14 protein-coding genes are annotated in these 17671 nt (G+C 65.5%); 6 read left to right on the forward strand and 8 right to left on the reverse strand.

Annotated features, from left to right (window positions below; translation table 11 throughout):
- Positions 1-31 precede the first annotated feature (31 nt).
- Together NHH88_20760 and NHH88_20765 are read left to right on the forward strand one after the other, a co-directional pair.
- A complete protein-coding gene (locus NHH88_20760) occupies positions 32-418 on the forward strand; it encodes an HNH endonuclease (GenBank protein USX12120.1) in 387 nt (128 codons plus the stop codon).
- A gap of 135 nt (positions 419-553) precedes the next feature.
- Positions 554-2803: a PhoX family phosphatase gene (locus tag NHH88_20765; GenBank protein USX12121.1), complete on the forward strand. Its 2250-nt coding sequence runs from the start codon at positions 554-556 to the stop codon at positions 2801-2803.
- Between the two features lie 62 nt (positions 2804-2865).
- On the opposite strand, the gene NHH88_20770 is transcribed toward NHH88_20765, so the two are convergent.
- The 3 genes from NHH88_20770 to NHH88_20780 form a co-directional block, all read right to left on the reverse strand.
- A complete protein-coding gene (locus NHH88_20770; protein USX12122.1) occupies positions 2866-3294 on the reverse strand; it encodes a VOC family protein in 429 nt (142 codons plus the stop codon).
- 77 nt (positions 3295-3371) lie between these two features.
- Positions 3372-5609, reverse strand: coding sequence for a penicillin acylase family protein (locus tag NHH88_20775; GenBank protein ID USX12123.1), 2238 nt, complete (start codon positions 5607-5609; stop codon positions 3372-3374).
- A 36-nt stretch (positions 5610-5645) separates the two neighbouring features.
- Positions 5646-6479 carry a hypothetical protein gene (locus NHH88_20780; protein USX12124.1) on the reverse strand — a complete coding sequence of 278 codons (834 nt, stop codon included), beginning with the start codon at positions 6477-6479 and terminating at the stop codon, positions 5646-5648.
- Between the two features lie 306 nt (positions 6480-6785).
- Here NHH88_20780 and NHH88_20785 point away from each other — a divergent pair, with 306 nt between their 5' ends.
- Positions 6786-7100 (forward strand): hypothetical protein, encoded by a 315-nt coding sequence (locus tag NHH88_20785; GenBank protein USX12125.1) that lies wholly within the window; start codon positions 6786-6788, stop codon positions 7098-7100.
- 37 nt (positions 7101-7137) lie between these two features.
- On the opposite strand, the gene NHH88_20790 is transcribed toward NHH88_20785, so the two are convergent.
- Positions 7138-7632: an SgcJ/EcaC family oxidoreductase gene (locus tag NHH88_20790; GenBank protein ID USX12126.1), complete on the reverse strand. Its 495-nt coding sequence runs from the start codon at positions 7630-7632 to the stop codon at positions 7138-7140.
- Positions 7633-7790: 158 nt separating this feature from the next.
- Between NHH88_20790 and NHH88_20795 the strand changes: the two genes are divergently transcribed.
- The 3 genes from NHH88_20795 to NHH88_20805 are packed head-to-tail and all read left to right on the forward strand — an operon-like array spanning position 7791 to position 10929.
- The gene (locus tag NHH88_20795) at positions 7791-8567 is read left to right on the forward strand and encodes a LuxR C-terminal-related transcriptional regulator (GenBank protein ID USX12127.1); all 777 of its coding nucleotides are present in this window, start codon (positions 7791-7793) and stop codon (positions 8565-8567) included.
- Positions 8564-10462, forward strand: a complete 1899-nt coding sequence (locus NHH88_20800) for an ATP-binding protein (GenBank protein USX12128.1) — start codon at positions 8564-8566, stop codon at positions 10460-10462. Before NHH88_20795 ends, NHH88_20800 begins: the two co-directional genes overlap by 4 nt.
- On the forward strand, positions 10462-10929 hold the full coding sequence (locus tag NHH88_20805) for a response regulator (GenBank protein USX12129.1): 468 nt from the start codon (positions 10462-10464) through the stop codon (positions 10927-10929). The genes NHH88_20800 and NHH88_20805 overlap by 1 nt, the downstream gene beginning before the upstream one ends.
- On the opposite strand, the gene NHH88_20810 is transcribed toward NHH88_20805, so the two are convergent.
- From NHH88_20810 to NHH88_20825, 4 genes are read right to left on the reverse strand one after another with little or no spacing between them, the layout of a single operon-like run.
- Positions 10930-12369, reverse strand: coding sequence for an OprD family porin (locus NHH88_20810; GenBank protein USX12130.1), 1440 nt, complete (start codon positions 12367-12369; stop codon positions 10930-10932).
- Complete coding sequence (locus NHH88_20815) at positions 12366-15320, reverse strand: amino acid adenylation domain-containing protein (GenBank protein ID USX12131.1); 2955 nt, start codon at positions 15318-15320, stop codon at positions 12366-12368. Before NHH88_20815 ends, NHH88_20810 begins: the two co-directional genes overlap by 4 nt.
- 29 nt (positions 15321-15349) lie before the next feature.
- Positions 15350-16381 carry a hypothetical protein gene (locus tag NHH88_20820; protein USX12132.1) on the reverse strand — a complete coding sequence of 344 codons (1032 nt, stop codon included), beginning with the start codon at positions 16379-16381 and terminating at the stop codon, positions 15350-15352.
- Positions 16381-17658 (reverse strand): ATP-grasp domain-containing protein, encoded by a 1278-nt coding sequence (locus NHH88_20825; GenBank protein USX12133.1) that lies wholly within the window; start codon positions 17656-17658, stop codon positions 16381-16383. Before NHH88_20825 ends, NHH88_20820 begins: the two co-directional genes overlap by 1 nt.
- Positions 17659-17671: the final 13 nt, after the last annotated feature.

A 17671-nucleotide genomic window follows, 5' to 3' on the forward strand; every position in this document is an offset into this window, starting at 1 on the left:
GAACAACCCTGCCTGAAACCAGATCGCAACCATGTTGGAATTCGTCTTCATCCTCATCGGCGTCATCGTCATCGCCTGTGTCTATTCGATAGGCGTCGCCAGCGCCAGGCCTATCCCCGGAAGCGGCTTTTACAAAGTCTCCAGGGATGGCCGCGTGATGGTCGCAGGCGGCACCAAAGTCAATGTGCTGCGCCCGGTGATCTATCCGGAGGGTCTGAAGGTCAAACTACGCGGCGGCAACCGCGTGGGCGAGTTCTGGGTGCACGAACTGGTGGCCGAAGCCTACCTGCCCAACCCCGGGCGGCTGACCGCCGTGCGCCACAAGGACGGCAACGTCCGCAACAACACCATCGCCAACCTGGAATGGGTGCGCCAGGAGCAAGACCTCGCCTCCCCGCCCGCGCAAACGGCACTCTGAACGACAACCGGCGGTTACGACACTTGCAACAAGCAATGGTCACAAACTTGTCATCCTCCTGTCATGGCATTGTCATAAAGGCTCGCTATCATGCGCTTGCCATTTTAACCATGTCACTACAGGACAACCCACCCAATGAATAAGCCAAACGATCTGGTCCGCAACTCCATCGACGCGGATGATATCGAGAGCCACGCCTCGCCAAGCGAGCACTTCAACACGATCCTGGCCGCGCGCATGAGCCGCCGCAACATGCTGCGCGGTGGCGCCGTCACGGCCGCCACGGCGATCATGGGATCGATGGGTCTGAGCGCCTGCGGCGGCAGCGACAACGTCGCGCCGGTCGTCACTCCTCCGCCAACCCCGGCGCCGACTGAAAAGCTGCTGGCCTTCACCGCCGTGCCGAAAAGCCTGGCCGACCAGGTATCGGTCCCCGCCGGCTACACCGCCACCGCGATCTACGCGCTGGGCGACTCGCTGCGCGCCGCCACCCCGGCCTACAAGAACGACGGCACCGACACCGACTTCGACAACCGCGCCGGCGACCACCACGACGGCATGGAATACTTCGGCCTGTCCGCAGCGGGCGCGCCGCTGGCATCCGGCGCCGAGCGCGGCGTGCTGGCGATGAACCATGAAGCGACCACCGACGAAAAACTGGCCTCGCACTTCCTGCACGTGAATGGCGGCACCACCTCGCTGCCGCGTCCCGCCGCCGAAGTGGACAAGGAAGTGGCCGTCCACGGCCTGAGCGTCGTCGAAGTCAAAAAGACCGGCACCACCTGGGCCACCGTCAACGACTCGGCCTTCAACCGCCGCGTCACCCCGCTGAGCGACATCGAGATCTCCGGCCCTGCGCGCGGCAACGCGCTGCTGGTGACCAAATATTCGCCGACCGCCACCAAAACGCGCGGCACCTTGAACAACTGCGGCACCGGCAAATCGCCATGGGGCACTTACCTGAGCGGCGAAGAAAACTGGTCCGGCTACTTCGCGCGCGGCGCCACCGACGATGCCGCCCGTGGCGACAAATCGGTCGTCGCGCTGCGCCGCTATGGCCGCAACCAGGGCGCCACCTCGCGCCACGGCTGGGAGACCGCCGGCACCGACGACAAATACGCGCGCTGGGACATCAGCAAAAAAGGCGCGTCGGCCGACGGCAGCGACGACTACCGCAACGAAATGAACGGCATGGGCTACATCGTCGAGATGGACGCCTACGACAAGACCAAGGTAATCCGCAAGCGCACGGCCCTGGGCCGCTACGCGCACGAAAGCGCCGCCTTCAGCGTGCCGGCCGTCGGCCAGCAGCTGGCCGTCTACATGGGCGACGACTCGCGCAACGAATACATCTACAAGTTCGTCTCCAACGCCACCTGGCTGGCGTCGGACGCCAACCCGACCGACCGCATGGCGACCGGCGACAAATACCTCGACTCCGGCAAACTGTATGTGGCCAAGCTGGCCGCCGACGGCACCGGCCAGTGGATCGAGCTGTCGATGTCGAACGCGCTGATCACGGCTTACGCCGGCTACAAGTTCGCCGACCTGGCCGACATCATGGTCAACACGCGCCTGGCGGCGGACGCCGTCGGCGCCACCAAGATGGACCGTCCGGAATGGTGCTCGGTCAACCCGGCCAACGGCGAGATCTATTACACGCTGACGAACAACTCGAACCGCACCGTCAATCCGACCGGTTCGTCGCAGCTGGCCCCGGACAGCGCCAACCCGCGCGCCTACACCGACATGAAAGGCACCGCCGCGCAAAACGGCAACCCGAACGGCCATATCATCCGCTTCAAGGAAGGCACCGGCGCGGCGGCTGCCACCAGCTTCACCTGGGACGTGTACCTGTTCGGCGCAGAGAGCGGCGCTGACAGCAGCAAGATCAACCTGTCGAGCCTCACCGCCGACCAGGACTTCTCCAGCCCGGACGGCCTGGCCTTCAGCCCATACACCGGCATCTGCTGGATCCAGACCGACGATGGCGCCTACACCGATGTCACCAACTGCATGATGCTGGCGGCGATACCGGGCAAGGTCGGCGACGGCGCCAAGTCCACGCTGAACTACACCACCACCGCCGGCGGCACCCTGGCCGTGGACACCTTCATCGGCAAAAAGCCGACCGCCGATACGCTCAAGCGCTTCCTGGTCGGCCCTGCGGGTTCGGAAATCACCGGCATCACCGAAACGCCGGACGGCAAGACGATGTTCATCAACATCCAGCATCCGGGCGAAAACACCTCGCTGGCCAACATCAACGACCCGACCAAGTACACCAGCCAGTGGCCGTCGAACGCCGGTTACGGCGCCGGCAAGCGTCCACGCTCGGCCACCATCGTCATCACCAAAAACGATGGCGGTCGTATCGGCAGCTGATCTTGATTTGAAGTGAGGTGCAAGCGGCCCGGTCGTGCAATGCGACCGGGCCGTTTTTTTTGTCAGAACGTGATGTGGACCGAAGGCGCGCTGCGTTTGGCCTCGCCGTGGTAGACGGCTTCGATATTGTTACCTTCAGGGTCCAGGACAAAGGCCGCGTAGTAGCCCGGATGATAGGGACGCTCGCCGGGGCCGCCGTTGTCCTTGCCGCCGTTGGCCAGCGCCTGTTCGTAAAACTTGTCGACCATGGCGCGGTCCTGCGCCTGGAACGCCAGGTGATGGCGGCCGGTCAGCGCGCCCTGCGCCGACTCGCTGTCGGCTGTGGAAATGAACAATTCGTCGGCCCAGAAATAATCATCCCCGCTGCCCTCGATGGGAATATTCAGGACTTCAAAGATGGAAGTGTAGAACTTGCGGCAAGCGGAGAGATCGCGCACGACCAGCTGAATGTGATCGATCAGGCGCCCACGGTGAATCTCAAGAGTCTCCATGATGTGCTCCATTGAAAACGATGAAGGCCTTTTATGATAACGGAACATCACCAACCGGCGCGCACCGCAACTCCGGGTCAATCACCGGGGTGGTAGCGGCGCTCCAGGTTTTTCTCGACGTCACTTTTGTAGAACAGCACTTCCTTCAGTTCTCCGCGCACGTACATCTCGGCCTGGTCGGAGAAATGCGGGGAGGCCGGGTCGCCGCTCTGGCCACCGGCCAGCACGCTGCGCGCCTTGATGCGCGGCCCGAATTCCACCGCCGCCACGAAGCTGTTGCCACGCTCGCCGTAGATCTTCTTCGTCGTCTGCTTGGACGTCATGCCGTACGCCGCCAAAGATCCCCAGTTGGCCGACGCGAACGCCACCGGCAAACTCGGTTTGCTGTCGTCGAACGGCTGCACGATGTCGCCCGTCAGACGCTGGAAGCGATTGATCTCGCCCCACGGCGTTTGCCACGCGCCGAAATCGGCGGTCAGCTTGGCCGACGCGCGCTCCAGCGTCTCCAAGCGCTGACGCGGCGTCAGCGCCGCCTGGATGTAATCGAGCACCAGCACTTCCCGGGTCTTGGCGACAGGTCCGTACGTGGCCGTCAAGTCCTGCACCCAGTAGATCGCCAGCGATGTAGGCGTCGACTCGAGTGAGTAGCGCATGTCCCAGCCGCGCAGCGCGGCGATCTGCGGCGCCAGCGCCGTCTTGAGGGCGTCGTCGGCCGGCAGGTCGTCATAGGCGGCGAACAACTGCGGCAACAGAGGCTCGAAGGCCGGCAGCTGCGTATCGTAGGCGGCATCGACCAGGCTGGCGATGGTGAAGTCCTTTTTGTTCTCCAGGACCCGCACCGCGTGGATGCCGCGCGGGTTCTCAGGATTCATCGACATGTACGCGGGATAGTCCTTGGCCTTCGGGCTATACGGACCGGCCGCCGTGTAAGGCCAGTTGTTGGTGTTCTGTATCCAGCCGTTTTTGGGATTGAACAGCGAGATGGTTTCCTTCACCGTGTGCAGTCCCTGCCACTCGGTGGCCGGATCGCCGCCGTCGACCGGATGCTTCCAGTCGAACTTCGGGTCGCGCCTGTGAATGAAGTTCCCGTGGAAGTAGGCGATGTTGCCGTCGGCGTCCGCGTAGACCGTGTTGTTGGACGAATTGGTGCGCAGCTCCATCGACTTGTGGAAGTCCTTGTAGTTGCGCGCCTTGGTGCGGATGAACGATTGCGTCAGCGCCTTGAGCGGCTCGTTCATCAAGCGCACGGATATCCATTTGCCGTCTTTTGCGCGGACGATCGGGCCGTGGTGGCTGTAATACACCTTGACCACTTTGCTGGCCATGCCGTCCGTGGTCTTGTACGGCAGCGTGATATCCACCGCCTTCAGCGCGCGTTGCCCGGTGCCGTACTGGTAGAAAAAGCGGCCATCCTTCTCGATGATCGTTTCCATGTACTCGTCGATCACGTCGCCGCCGCCGGACGTGTGCATCCAGCCCACCCGGTCGTTGAAGCCCTGGTAGACGAAGAACTGGCCCCAGGTGACGGCGCCATAGGCGTTGAGCCCCTGCCGGCTTTGCACCTGCACCTCGGGACGGAAGTAGAACGACGTGTGCGGATTAATCAGCAACAGCGCGCGGCCGTTTTTGGTCAGCGCGGGCGCGATGGCAAAACCGTTCGATCCGCCCGGTTCCTTATCCAGATCGCTGCCCTGCTCCATCGGCGCCGACGACAGCAGCACCGGCGGCGCCAGCGGATACTTGGCGCCGTTCGCGTACAACGCTTCCAGCTGCTTCAAATCGATGGTTTCGATATCGCCACCGATGCTGCCCTCGCTGAAGCTGAGCGCCATCCACGGCTCGAAGCGCGTGATCAGCGCCGGTTTCACCTCCGGATGCGTGGCCAAGTAGTAGTTCAAGCCATCGGCGAAGGCCACCATCAGCTTTTTCAGCCACGCGGGGCTTTGCTTGTACTGCGCTTGCAAGTCGGCCGGGTCGATAAAAAGCTTCATGCGCAGGTCGCGATACAGCTCGCCCTCGCCCTCGACTTCCGCCAACCGCCCCATGGCGTTGATGTAATTGCGTTCGACGCGGCGGAAATCGTCCTCCGCCTGCGCGTACATCAAACCGAACACCGCGTCGGCGTCGCTCTTGCCGTAGACGTGGGGGATGCCCCATTTGTCGCGCAGGATGGTGACCCGCTGCGCCTGCGCCTTCAAGCGCTTGGCCTCCACCGCCGGCATCTCACGGGCCGGCAAAGTCGCCGGTGCTGGCGCCGCCGCCGCCCCCATCGAAACAAAACCTATCAACGGCAGCATGGAACGCATACTTGGCATGAACTGGACTCCGGGCGGTGGAAGGTGGTTACAACATCAGCTGGCGTCGATCAACTCGGAAATACGCAGTTGCAGCGCTGTGATCTCCGCCCGCAGCGCCGCGTTCTTCTCCTTGAGCGATGCGTTCTCGGCGCGCAGCTCGTCCACCTCGGTCATCGGACGATAATCGCCGCCTTCCTTGGCTTCCTTCGGCTCCTTGGCGGGACGCGAGGCGGCGCGCAGTTCGCGCACTTCCTTGGCAGCCTTCTGCAATTCCTTCTTGCCGCCGGCGACCGCCGCCACCTGGTCGGCTTCCGGCAGCGAGGCCACCGTGGCGGCGGCGTTGATCGAGATGGTGCCCGAGCGGACCGCCTCCACCAGCTCCGGCGTCGCCGTCTTCTGGATCTTTTCGATCTGGCTGATGGTCGCGCTGCTCAAACGGGCCGCGCGGGCGATGTCCTCGCGCGACGCCAATGGCATCGCCGCCGGCTTGGGCTTGGCCGCGTCGCCTTCCGGCGGCGCGATCATCGCATCCTCGGCGGCCGCTTCCGCCATCAGGTCGGCCACGCGCGCGGCGACGATTTCCTTCTTGCGCAGCGCCAGAACGCCACGCTGATAGTCGGAGATGCTGCGGCGACCCAGATTGTTATCGATCATCCACAGCTTGACGTCGTCCAGGTTCTGGAAGCTGGTGTTCTCCGTGACCTTGAACGGAACCCCGTGCTGCTGGCATATTTGATAACGGTTATGACCATCGACCAGCACGTCCTGCCACAACACCAGCGCATCGCGGCAGCCTTCGACCAGGATGCTGCGTTCCAGCGCCGCGTACTCGCTCTCGGTGAGCGGTTCGATGTAAGCGCGCAGCACTTCATTAATTTTGATTTGCATATCTGTCCTTGAATACCGGCGGGCGGGGGCCACTGCACCCTGCCAAATCGCCGTCCGACATGCTACACCATCCGGCCACCGCGCCAAAGCCCGGGTTTCGCGATGAAACTAAGTTAATTTTAAGTTTTCTTCATTATGCTTCTCCCCAGTCAAATGCTTTCTCCGGTAATTGACCAAAAGCCCCGACAAGTTTGCTGCTTGCTCGGGGCTTTGCTTTGTCAAATTGTTTGTCAAACCGTTTGTCAAAAAAATAGTCAAGGCGCGATTTTTTATGCCATGATTCCCCACCAATTTTGAGGATTAGACATGGTCAATTACATCATTCGCGTCGCCTTCGACGACCCGGACAGCCAAACCTACCACCATCTGGCGGTGGAACTGGCCAAGTACAACATCGCCGGCGCCATCAAGGCCGACGACGGCAAGGGCTACTACCTGCCACCGGGCGAATTTTGCTACAGCGGCGTGGAGCCAATCAACGAGGTGCGCGACGCCATCCACCGCTTCGCCCAAACCATCAGCGCCGGTTCTTCCGTGCTGGTGACCGAGGCGACCACCGTCTCGTGGAGCGGCCTGAATCCGGTGGAAGCGGTCGAAGAGCAAAAAGCCACCGAGGGCTGAACGCCCCGGGTGGCTTTTTTCACAACGACCGTCAAGCTTACTTGGCTGCGATTTCCGGCATGGCCGACGAGTGGTGGCTCATGATCTTCCACACGCCGTCGACCTTCTTGTACACGAAGCTGTAGCGGGCCTGCACGTCTTCCGCCTTGCCGTCCTTGGTCAGCTTGAAGGTATAGACGCCGCTATCGACCGCCGAATCGGCGCCCAGCATGCGAATGTGGCGATAGTTGATCGTGCCAACCGGATGCGATTTCAGGAACTTGTCGAAGTAGTTCTTGATCGAGGCGGGCGTATCGCGCACTTCGTTCGACACGGTCGGCTTCAGCACGCCGTCCACCGCGTACAGGCTGGCCACCTTGGCCGAGTCGCCGGTCGCCAGCGTGGCGTTCCATTTGTCGAACAGGCTGGCGATTTCCGCTTCCTGCGCGTTGGTCGGCGCGACGGCGACGTCGCGGTAGACCTTCGGGGCGCCATCGGCGTAAGCGACGGTGCTTGCAGCGGCCAGTGCCAGGGAAATCAGAATCTTTTTCATCGTATGCTCCATTCGTTGTTTGGGAAGTTTGGCGGGCTGTTTCCCGCCAATGAAGCCAGTATCGGCCTCGCGGACGATTCAAAAATCTGCTGGTCGGGGGTATTCGCATATGCCGGGTGGCATATAATCGCCATTTATTCGACTATGCCGCAGCCAAAATGACCAACATCACTCACCTGCCCCCCACCGGCGACAGCGCGCGCGCGGTCCGCAACCGCTATCGGCAGATCGAAAGCAGCGCCGCCCGTTGGCGCCTGCTGACCGATGCCGCCAGCGCGCTGGCCGGCGAGGCACAGTGCGCGTCGGCGCTGTCGACGGCCTTGTCGAAGGCCCTGGCGTTCCTGTCGCTGGAGGACGGCGCCGTGATGGTGCTCAAGGACGACGCGCTGCAGATATTGGCCAGCCAGGGACAGGTGCCGCCGGTCGGCGCCCGTCTCGCCTATGCGGCCGCCCTGCAGGCGGTGCTGCAACCGGGTCCGCGTCCGCCGCTGGTGCGGCAGGACATCGCCAGCGGACTGCGGATCGGCCGCGAACAGCAAGTCGGCCTCGAAGTACTGGTGCCGCTGTGCCTCGAAGGGAGAAATCGCGGCATGCTCGCGCTGCTCAGCACCCAGGCCGCGCCGCTGCCCACGCCGGACGACCTGCTCACGCTGCAGGCGCTGGCGACGATGCTGGCGGCGGTGCTGGCGGTGCCGCAAAACGCGCCGCGCGTGGCCGCGCCGGAAGCGGCCGAGATTCTCAAGGTATTGACCCCGCGCGAACTGCAGGTGTTCGCGCTGCTGCCCAGCGGCTGGACCAACGCCGCCATGGGCGAACACCTGGGCATCGCCGCCGGCACCGTCAAGGTCCACGTCGAGCGCATCCTGCACAAGCTCGATTTGAACGACCGCACGCAGGCGGCGGTGCGCGCCGCCGACCTGGGGCTGGGCACATGACAGGCGCAATGGGCGAGCGCACCGGCGCGCTGCATCCCCGCCACTGGTCGCTCGGCTTCAAGGGCGGCGTCATCATCGCCGCTTCGCTGGCGCTGTTACTGGGTTCCGCCGCCACCAGCTATACGCTGGAGCGCAAAACAGCCGCCGCCACCGCCGACATGCTGCGCGCCATGCAGGCGCAGGCCGACATCCAGCGCCTGCACACGCAGATCGCCGAGGCGGCCACCGGGGTGCGCGGCTATCTGCTGACGGGACGCGACGACTTCCTTACACCTTACGGCGTCGCCGTCACGCAGCTGCCCGCCACCCTGGCCAGCCTGCAGGCCAAAGTCCGGGACACCGAACAAATCGCCAGCCTGCGGCGCATCACGCCGCTGCTGAACGACAAACTGGCCAGCCTGGAGATCATGCGCGGCCAGCGCAACGCCAGCCCGGTCGAACTGCAGCGGCATCTGCGCAGCAGCAAAGAGATCCTCGACCAGCTGCGCGCCGAAATCGGCGTCATGAGCCTGCGCGAATCGGCGCTGGTGGAACAACGCGCGCTGGCGCTGCAGCAGGCCTCCAACCGCAACATGTGGATGACCATCGCCGTCGCCGCCGCCGGCCTGGCCGGCGCGATGGCGACGCTGACCTTCACCGTCGGCCTGGTGCGGCGGGTGCGCCTGGCGGCCGAAAACGCCGAACGCCTGAACAGCGACCTGCCGCTGATACCGGCGCCGGACACCCGCGATGAACTGGGCCAGTTGGCCGAGCGGCTGCACCAGGCCAGCGTGCTGCTGGCCGGGCGGGCATCGGCGGCGCAGGCGGCCAGCCAGGCCAAGACCCAGTTCCTGGCCCGCACCAGCCACGAACTGCGCACGCCGCTGAACGCCATCCTCGGCTACGCCCAACTGCTGGAAGCGGGCCTGAAGGCGCCGCGCGAGCGCGAACACGCCGAGCACATTCGCCAGGCCGGCCAGCATCTGCTAGCGCTGATCAACGAGGTGCTCGACATCGGCCGCATCGAGGCGGGCAAACTGACCCTGGAATGCGAGCCGGTGGCGCTGGCGCCGCTCATCGACGAAGCGGTGATGTTAATGGCGCCGATGGCGCAGAAACGCGCGGTGCGGTTGCGCCATGACAGCGCGGCCATTTTCGGCGCCGTCATGGCCGACCGTCAGCGCCTGCTGCAAGTGATGCTCAACCTGCTGTCGAACGCCATCAAGTACGGCGAGCAAGGCGGCGACGTCGATATCGGCTTCGGCACCGATCCGGCCACCGGCACCGTCAGCATCCATATCGACGACGCCGGCCCGGGCATCACGCCGGCCCTGCGAACGCGCCTGTTCGCGCCGTTCGACCGCCTCGGCGCCGAAAGCGGCAAGACCGAAGGCGCCGGCCTGGGTCTGGCCGTGTCCAAGGCGCTGATGCAGGCCATGCAAGGCGATATCGGCCTTGAGGACAAGGCCGGCCGGGGCAGCCGCTTCACACTGACCTTGCCCGCCGCCAACGCGGACGCCGTCGCCAGCGCGCCCGCCGATGTCGCCATCGGCCAAGCCGCGCCGGCCGTCCCCACGCCGGCGCCGGCTGCCACCACGCACAGCATGATCTGCATCGACGCCGACGCCGGCACCCGCGCTCTGATCGCCACGCTGATGCAGCGGCGGCCCAACTGGCGCGTCACGGCGGCCGCCGACAAGGCCGGCGGCATCGCGCTGGCGCGCCAATCGCCGCCCGATCTGCTGCTGGTCGCCTGCGACCTGGCCGACGACACGGTGCACGCGCTGCCGGGCGAGCTGGTGGTACTGGGCGGCGCTGGTGGAGAAGCCACGGCGGGCGCGCCCCGACATCTGGGCAAGCCGCTCAAGATCCCCGAATTCTTTGCCTTACTCGACACAACGGAGCAAAAACAATGATGGAAAACGAAGTCCTGGCCTCGCGCATCCTGATCATCGACGATCAGCCAGCCAATCTGCGACTGCTGGAGGACATGTTCATCGGCGAGGGCCTGACCCACGTCGTCGGCACCACCGACGCCAGGACCGCGCTCGATCTGTTCACCGCCTTCGACCCGGACCTGATCGTGCTCGATCTGATGATGCCCGACCTTGACGGCTACGCGGTGCTGGAGCGGCTCAAGCGGCGCGGCGATCCGTACGACTTCCGTCCGGTGCTGGTGATCACCGCCGACGCCACCGCCGAAGCCAAGCGCCGTTCGCTTGCCCTCGGCGCCAAGGACTTCCTCACCAAGCCATTCGATACGCTCGAAGCGATGCTGCGCGTCTGGAACCTGCTTGAAACGCGCGTGCTGTACAAGCGCCTGCAGGCGCTGGCGCCGAAAGAGGACCTTGCCCCCCAAAGCTACCGCAGCCGCGCATCCTGACTAGAACACCTTCACCGGCACATTAAGGATCAACCGGTACTCGCGCTCACTGGGTTCGACGTAATGCGCAGAACCGCGATGCACCAGCGCGATGAACGCCAGGTTGACGCCCTTGATGTCGCCCCGATCGAACACGTAGCTGGCCTTCAGCCCAAGCTCGTGATGATTGCCATGCACATGGGCGCCGCCACGCCAATAGGCGTCACGCCACGTCCCCGCTTCGGGAGCCGCCCGCATCACCTGGGCGGGCGACTTGCTGCGGCCGGCGATACCCCAAAAAATCACGCCCATCCCCGGCAGTGAAAAATCGGCGCCGTTCGCCGTGTAGCGCAGCTGCAGCGACTTTTCGCGCGGCGCGTTGTAGTCGGCCACCATGCCGTTGGCCAGATACAGACCGTTGGCCTCCTGAACATAGTCCAGATACTGGTCGCTCATCACGTGCTGGAACGAGACCGCCAGCTCCGACGCGCCTAGCTGCCTTGCCAGCGCCACGCTGTAAGCCTTGCCGCCGATGGGCCCCTGCAAACCCGCGCCCTGGTCGCGGGTAAGATACCCCGCGCCGCTAACGGTCCACTTGCTCGCCTCCGAGGCGCCGAAGCTATGCCGCCCCGCGACAAACAGCTGGTTCCAGACATCGCGCGCCTGCGCCGCGTAGACCGATACCTTGCCGGAAGCGGAAGTCAGGTTCACGCCACCGTAACTAAGGCGCGAGATCGGCGTGCCGCCATATGCGGTTTTCAACCCCACCAAACCGGTGCGCCCGCGCGGGTTGACGGCATCGATGCTGCCGGCCTCCACGCCCACACCGCCTGCCGGTTGTCCGCTCAGCGTAGTACCGCGAAACGACGGTGGCAGCGCGCGATTGTCCTTCGACTCGAGAAAGACATTCTCCACCTGCTGCAAGCCGTATTTGAGCAGCATGCCGCCGTAGCGCGCTTTCACGGCGTAGCCGCCCATGTACGCCCAGGCCTTGCGTCTTTCGCCGCCGCTGCCGTCGCGGTCCACGTGCACCATGTCGCCTGAGGCGCCGTCGCCATCGAGTTTGACGGCGCCAAAGAGCGAGGCGTCGACGCCGAAACCGCTCTGGCCCGAACTCAGGCCCGAGACGAAATTCGCCTGCGCGCCTTGCACCCAGCCGCGCTGGGTGCCGTAGCCGTTGATGGTCAGGCTGTCGCGGTAGTTCCTGAACAGGATGTTCAACGTGCTGTCGGCCAGCACGCCGGGCTGCTGCGGCGGCGTCTTTATCGCGCCGAGCGGCGGCGCGCTTTGACGCGCATCGCCGCCCCGGATCGCCGGCATCGTCGCCGCCGCCAGCATTTCCGGCGCCGCGTGGCCGACCGGGGCCTCCATCGCGACTTCGACCGCGGCGCCGGGCGCCACGTCGCCACCACCGGCTTGTGCGGACAGGCTGGCCAAAGTGGTCAGCAGCGCCGCTATCATGCGCCCGGCCCGTCCAAGGTCCGCGCCAGCGATTCGAGATACAGCGCGAAGTCGCCCAGATTGGCGACCAGTTGCTGGCCGTTCGGCACGGCGGCGCATTTGGCCTGCCTGTCGGCGGCCGGCAACGGGTGGGTGAAGGCCACCCGCCCGCTCCCCGCCGACGGCAGCATATCGTGCAGCAGCGCGGCGCGTGGATCGTCGGTCCGGCGCAGCAGCGCCAGAAACGCGTCATAGCCTATCGGCGCCGATTCGCGACCCAGTTTGCCGGCGACGGCCCATACCAGCATATCGAACGGAACGAACTGCTGTCCCACCACATCCACCAGCGCCGGCGCCGCGCCGAAACCGCCCTGCGTGCCGACAAACCCGCACAGCCATCGCGCCAGCGCGTCGATCGGCAGCAGGCCGATTTCGCCGCAGCCGGCCGGCGCCACGCCGAGGCGCAGACAGCAACTCAATAGCATATGCACCAGCGACTGCTGGTTGACATGGCCGGCGCAAATCGACGGCAGCACGTCATCGACCCGATAAATGCGCGCCGACAGGCCTTGCGCCTGTGCGCGCACGATCAGCCGGTCCGCCAGGTATTTGGTATAGCCATAGCCGGTGGTGCCGGCCGGCGCGGCGCCGTGCACGTCCACCGCCGTCAGCTTCGCGGCAAGCGAGGAGACGTGATGCACGCGCTTGGCCCTGCCCTCGCGGCAAAACTGAATCAAACTGGCGGTTCCCAGCACGTTGGGCGCGAACAGCTGCGTCGCCGGCAGCAGGAAGTTGACCTCCGCGCCGCAATGAATCACCTCATCTATCTCGGCCGCCTGATGCTCCCACACCTGCGGCGGCAGCCCCCACTTCGGTGCGGCCAGGTCGCCCAGCAACACCTTGATACGGGCAAGCGGCAGCGCCTCGCCGCGATGCGCCGCGCGGTAGGCGGAGGCCAGCCGGTCCAGCGCCGCCTGGCTGCTGGCGCCGCGCAGCAGGACCGACACTTCCAGCGTCGTGGTGCGCAGCAGGCATTCCAGCACATGCACGCCGATGCAGCCGGTGGCGCCGGTCAGCAGCACACGGCGGCTGTCGGCGGCGGGCACGCCGGTGTTGCTGTACTCGACCTCCGGCAGCGACAAGTTGCCCTGCCCGGACCCATTGCCGCCGGCGCTCAGGAACTTCGCCAGCGCGCGCGGCGTCGGGTATTCATAGTGCCTCGTCACCGGCACCGTCACGCCGCTGGCTTGCGCCAGCATCAGCGACAGGTTGACCGCCGCCAGCGAATCGCCGCCGTTGTCGAAGAAATCCGACTCCGGACCGATGTCGTTCAGCAGCAGCACGCTGCGGTAGCAATGCACGATCATCTCCTGCATGCCGGCCGCCCCATCCCGCACGATGGGGGCAATGGTCGCGGACGCGTTTTGCGCGGCCATCATGTCGACGATGCGCTTGCGATCCAGCTTGCCATTGGGCGACACCGGCAGGGACGCCAGCCATAGAACGCGGCGCGGCATATGCGTCATCGGCAGATGGTCGGCCAGCGCGCGGCGCAGACGGGATACTTCGATCTCCGCCGGCGCGGCGTACGCCAGCGCCAGTTCGGGTTCGCCATTCGCGGCCGGCGCCATCAACGCAACCGCGTCGCCAACGTCGGCGAAGCATGCCTTCATCGCCAGCGCCAGTTCACCCAGTTCGATGCGCACGCCGCGCACCTTGACCTGGTCGTCGGCCCGCCCGGCATATTCGAGCAGTCCGTCCGCGCGCACGCGGCCCATGTCGCCGGTGCGGTACACGATCGCGCCCGGAACGTCCGGGAAGGGATTCGCCACAAAGGCGCGCGCGGTCTGCTGCGGCAGGTTCAGGTAGCCGGCGCCGACACAGACACCGCCGACGACGATCTCGCCAAGCTCGCCGTCGACCAGCACCCGCATCGACGGATCGACGATGCGCACATGGGTATTATCGATCGGCCGCCCGAGCGGAATATGCTGTCCGTCCTCGTCGCTTACCTCGTGGAACACCATGCCGATCGACGCCTCCGTATGGCCATAAGTGTTGATCACGCGGCACTGCGGCAGCAGCCGGCGGAAGCTGTGCACCGACGGCGCGTCGATCTCCTCGCCGCCGATCAGCAGATGGCGCAGGCTGGCCAACTTGGCGCGGGCGACGCTGCCGCTTTCCAGCCCGCGCACCAGAAGCTTGAACAGCGTCGGCACGAAGTCGGTCATGGTCACGCCATGGCGGGCGATGTCCTCGACCACCGCATCCAGATCCCAGCGGCCGCGCCGCGCCGGCAGCACCGAGACGCTCCCGCCGGTCAATGGCCACAACATCTGCCAGATCGACGAATCGAACAACGGCGCGCTGTTCTGGTACACCACCTGGCGCTGGCCGAAACGGCGCGTCATGTAGCGGAAGCGGTTGGCCAGTCCGGCATGGTGGTTCAGCGCGCATTTGGGCACGCCGGTGGAGCCGGAGGTGAAGAATCCGTACACCAGATCGGCGTCCGCCCCGCCCGCGCCCACCGCCTGTGCAGCGCGATGGCGGTGCGGTTCCAAATCGATCCGGGCCACACGAACACCCGCCGCCAACAACGCCTCGTGGCCATCGGCACCGGCGATCGCGATGGCCGCCTCGGTGGTGGCGGCGACGGCGCGCAGCCGCAGCGCCGGCCAGCCGATGTCGACCGGCACGATGACGGCCCCCAGCATCATCGTCGCCAGCCAGGCCACCGGCAATTCAATCCCGGTGCCGAGCGCGCACAGGACCATGTCCGCGCGACCGACGCCTTGCTCCCTCAGCAGCGCGGCATTGGTTTCGGCGGCCGCCATCAGATCGGCATACGTTATCTCGCCGGTGCCGCAGCGCACAGCGACGGCGGAACCGTGCGCCTCCGCCGCGGCGCGCACCATCTCAAGGACGCTGTCGGCGACGTACGGACGTGCGTGGTCAAACCCAGTATTGAGCATACAGTCAACCTCAAAAAGTTAGAAATACGCTATGTGGCGCTGGCGGGTGCGGCTGGCGGTGCGGGTGCGGCTATGGGTGCGAGCACGATGCGGATCGCGGCCAAGCTGACGATGAAAGTCATGCCGACGCCGATCAGCGACAGCGGCGAGACGGCAAGCCGGCCATCGAACAGTTGAAGCACAATGCTCACCAGCGGCGCCCCGGCCATCACCACCATCGTCAGGAACGGTGTGCCGAGCGTGATCCCCCGCTGCAGCAGCACCATCGGGAACACCACGCCGATCACGCTCAGGCCCATGATCAATGCGGCGTGCGCCAGCACGGTCTCGACCAGCGTCCCTTGCCACAGCGCGTAGCCGCCGGTGACGGCGAGCAGCATATAAAATCGGTGCGCCATCACCTGGTCGGTGCGGAAACCACGCACGCTCAGTCGTTTCAGGTACACCGTGCTGACGGTCATGAAGTAGCCGCAACCTATCGCGGCGGCCGCGCCAAGCAGAATACGCGACTGCTCGAAACCGGCCACCGCCGAGCGGCCCGACAGGCTGCCGTAGAACAGCACCGCGCCGCCGGCCACAAAACCTGCAGCCAGCGCCCAGCGCGCGGGCGTCCGCCGCGCGGGGCCGGCGCCGCTTTCGAAGGCGATCGCCACGAATGGCCCCACCGAACACATTAGCGTCGCGGCGACGGCCGGCTCCAGGTTGGCGTAGGCGACATACATCAGTATCCAGCTCAAACCCGTCGTGACGTTGAGCGCACCGATCTCGCGCTTGCCCAGGCCGAGCGCCAGCACCTGCGATGGTCCGTTGCGCTCGCGGTAGCGGCGCACCCCGTAGAACATCAGCGCGGCGCACAGGAAGCTGACGAAGGTGAACGCCGCGATATCGATCTCCTGCAGCAGCATGGCCGCCGTGACGCCGTTGGCGGCGGCCAGCACCGCGTACGCGGCGACAAAGCACAACGCGGCGAGCGGCCGATATACGGTCGCCTGCGCCGGCGCCGGCGACGCCCCGGCAATCGCGGGAGCAGCGGCCGTGGGCCGGACAACCAACGCGCCCATTACGCAGCCTCCGCCTGGCGTACCGAGAACAGGCGCCGGCCACGCTCCAGTTCACGAATGGTTTCGTAGTCGCGGCGCAGCACCTGCTGGTCGGCGTGCGTGAGATAGACCACGCCCGGGATCGAGAACAGGTCGGTGGTGCGCATGATGCGGTCGCCCACCTCCGGCGTGTGGAAATGGCAGGCATACGATGGCAGATCGCATATCGCCCGCAAGCCGGATATATCCTCGACCGTGCCGCTCTGGTCGGAGATCAACGCCACGCACATGACGTGCCGGTTCAGCACATACGGCTGGTCCAGGCGCCGCGAGAACGCCTCCGCATCGATGCAGCGCTCCACCGCCAATGTCACCTGGCTGGCGCCCAGGGCGTCGATCACAGGTTGTTCCAGCATGCTGCCCTGCAGCCGCGCGCCGGTTTCGACCAGCACGGGACCGCGTTCGGTCATCATCACCTCGGAATGCGCGGGACCGTTGCGCACTTCCAGCGCGTCGAGCACCTGGCGCATGTAGCCGGTCAGGCTATCCTGCACCTTTCCCACGGCCGGCAACAGCTCTTCGCAGTCATACAGGTTGGAGGCGCCCGACAGCGCCTTGCGGCGGTCGATCCAGATATCGGAAAAATAGTGCCGTCCATCGATCGACACGCTATTGACCACATACTGCGTGCCGGCCAGGTAGGTTTGCGCCAGCACCTGGCGGTTGATGGCGCCCATGCGGTTGCGTTTTCCGATCATGCTGTCGAAGGCGGCGCGCAGCTGGCCGGCGCTGGAGCAGAAAAACACATGATCGCTGCCCGCGCTGGCGAGCGGCTTGACCACGATCGGCCAGCCACGCCGCCCGTCCCCCGCCCATTGCAGCAGCGCCTCGACATCATCGGTGCGCAGGCTGTCGGCGGCGGCCAGGCCGGCATCCCGCAGCGCCTGCGCCATCTCGTACTTGTCGCGTCGGCGGCGCGAGCTGACCACCGGATTGCCGGCCAGTCCCAGCTCGGCGGCCAGCAGATCGGCCAGTTCGACGCCGGTCTCGGCGCCCGCCATGACCCACGCCGCGTGGCCGCCGCCCAGCGCTGCCGCCAACTTGCTCACACAGTCATCCAGGTTGCGGTAGACGATGGTGGCGGCGAAGCTGTCCGGCTGAAAGCTCGGCACATAGCTGGGCGGGATGGTCGCCGCGCTCTGGATATGGATGCTCGGGATGCCGCGCGCGCCGAACTTCGGCGCCAGCTCCGCGCCGGTCGAATAGGCGTCGACGATCACTGCAAAAGGTTGGGACATGGTGAACTCCGCT

The sequence above is a fragment of the Oxalobacteraceae bacterium OTU3CAMAD1 genome, assembly GCA_024123915.1.
Lineage (GTDB): Bacteria > Pseudomonadota > Gammaproteobacteria > Burkholderiales > Burkholderiaceae_D > Rugamonas.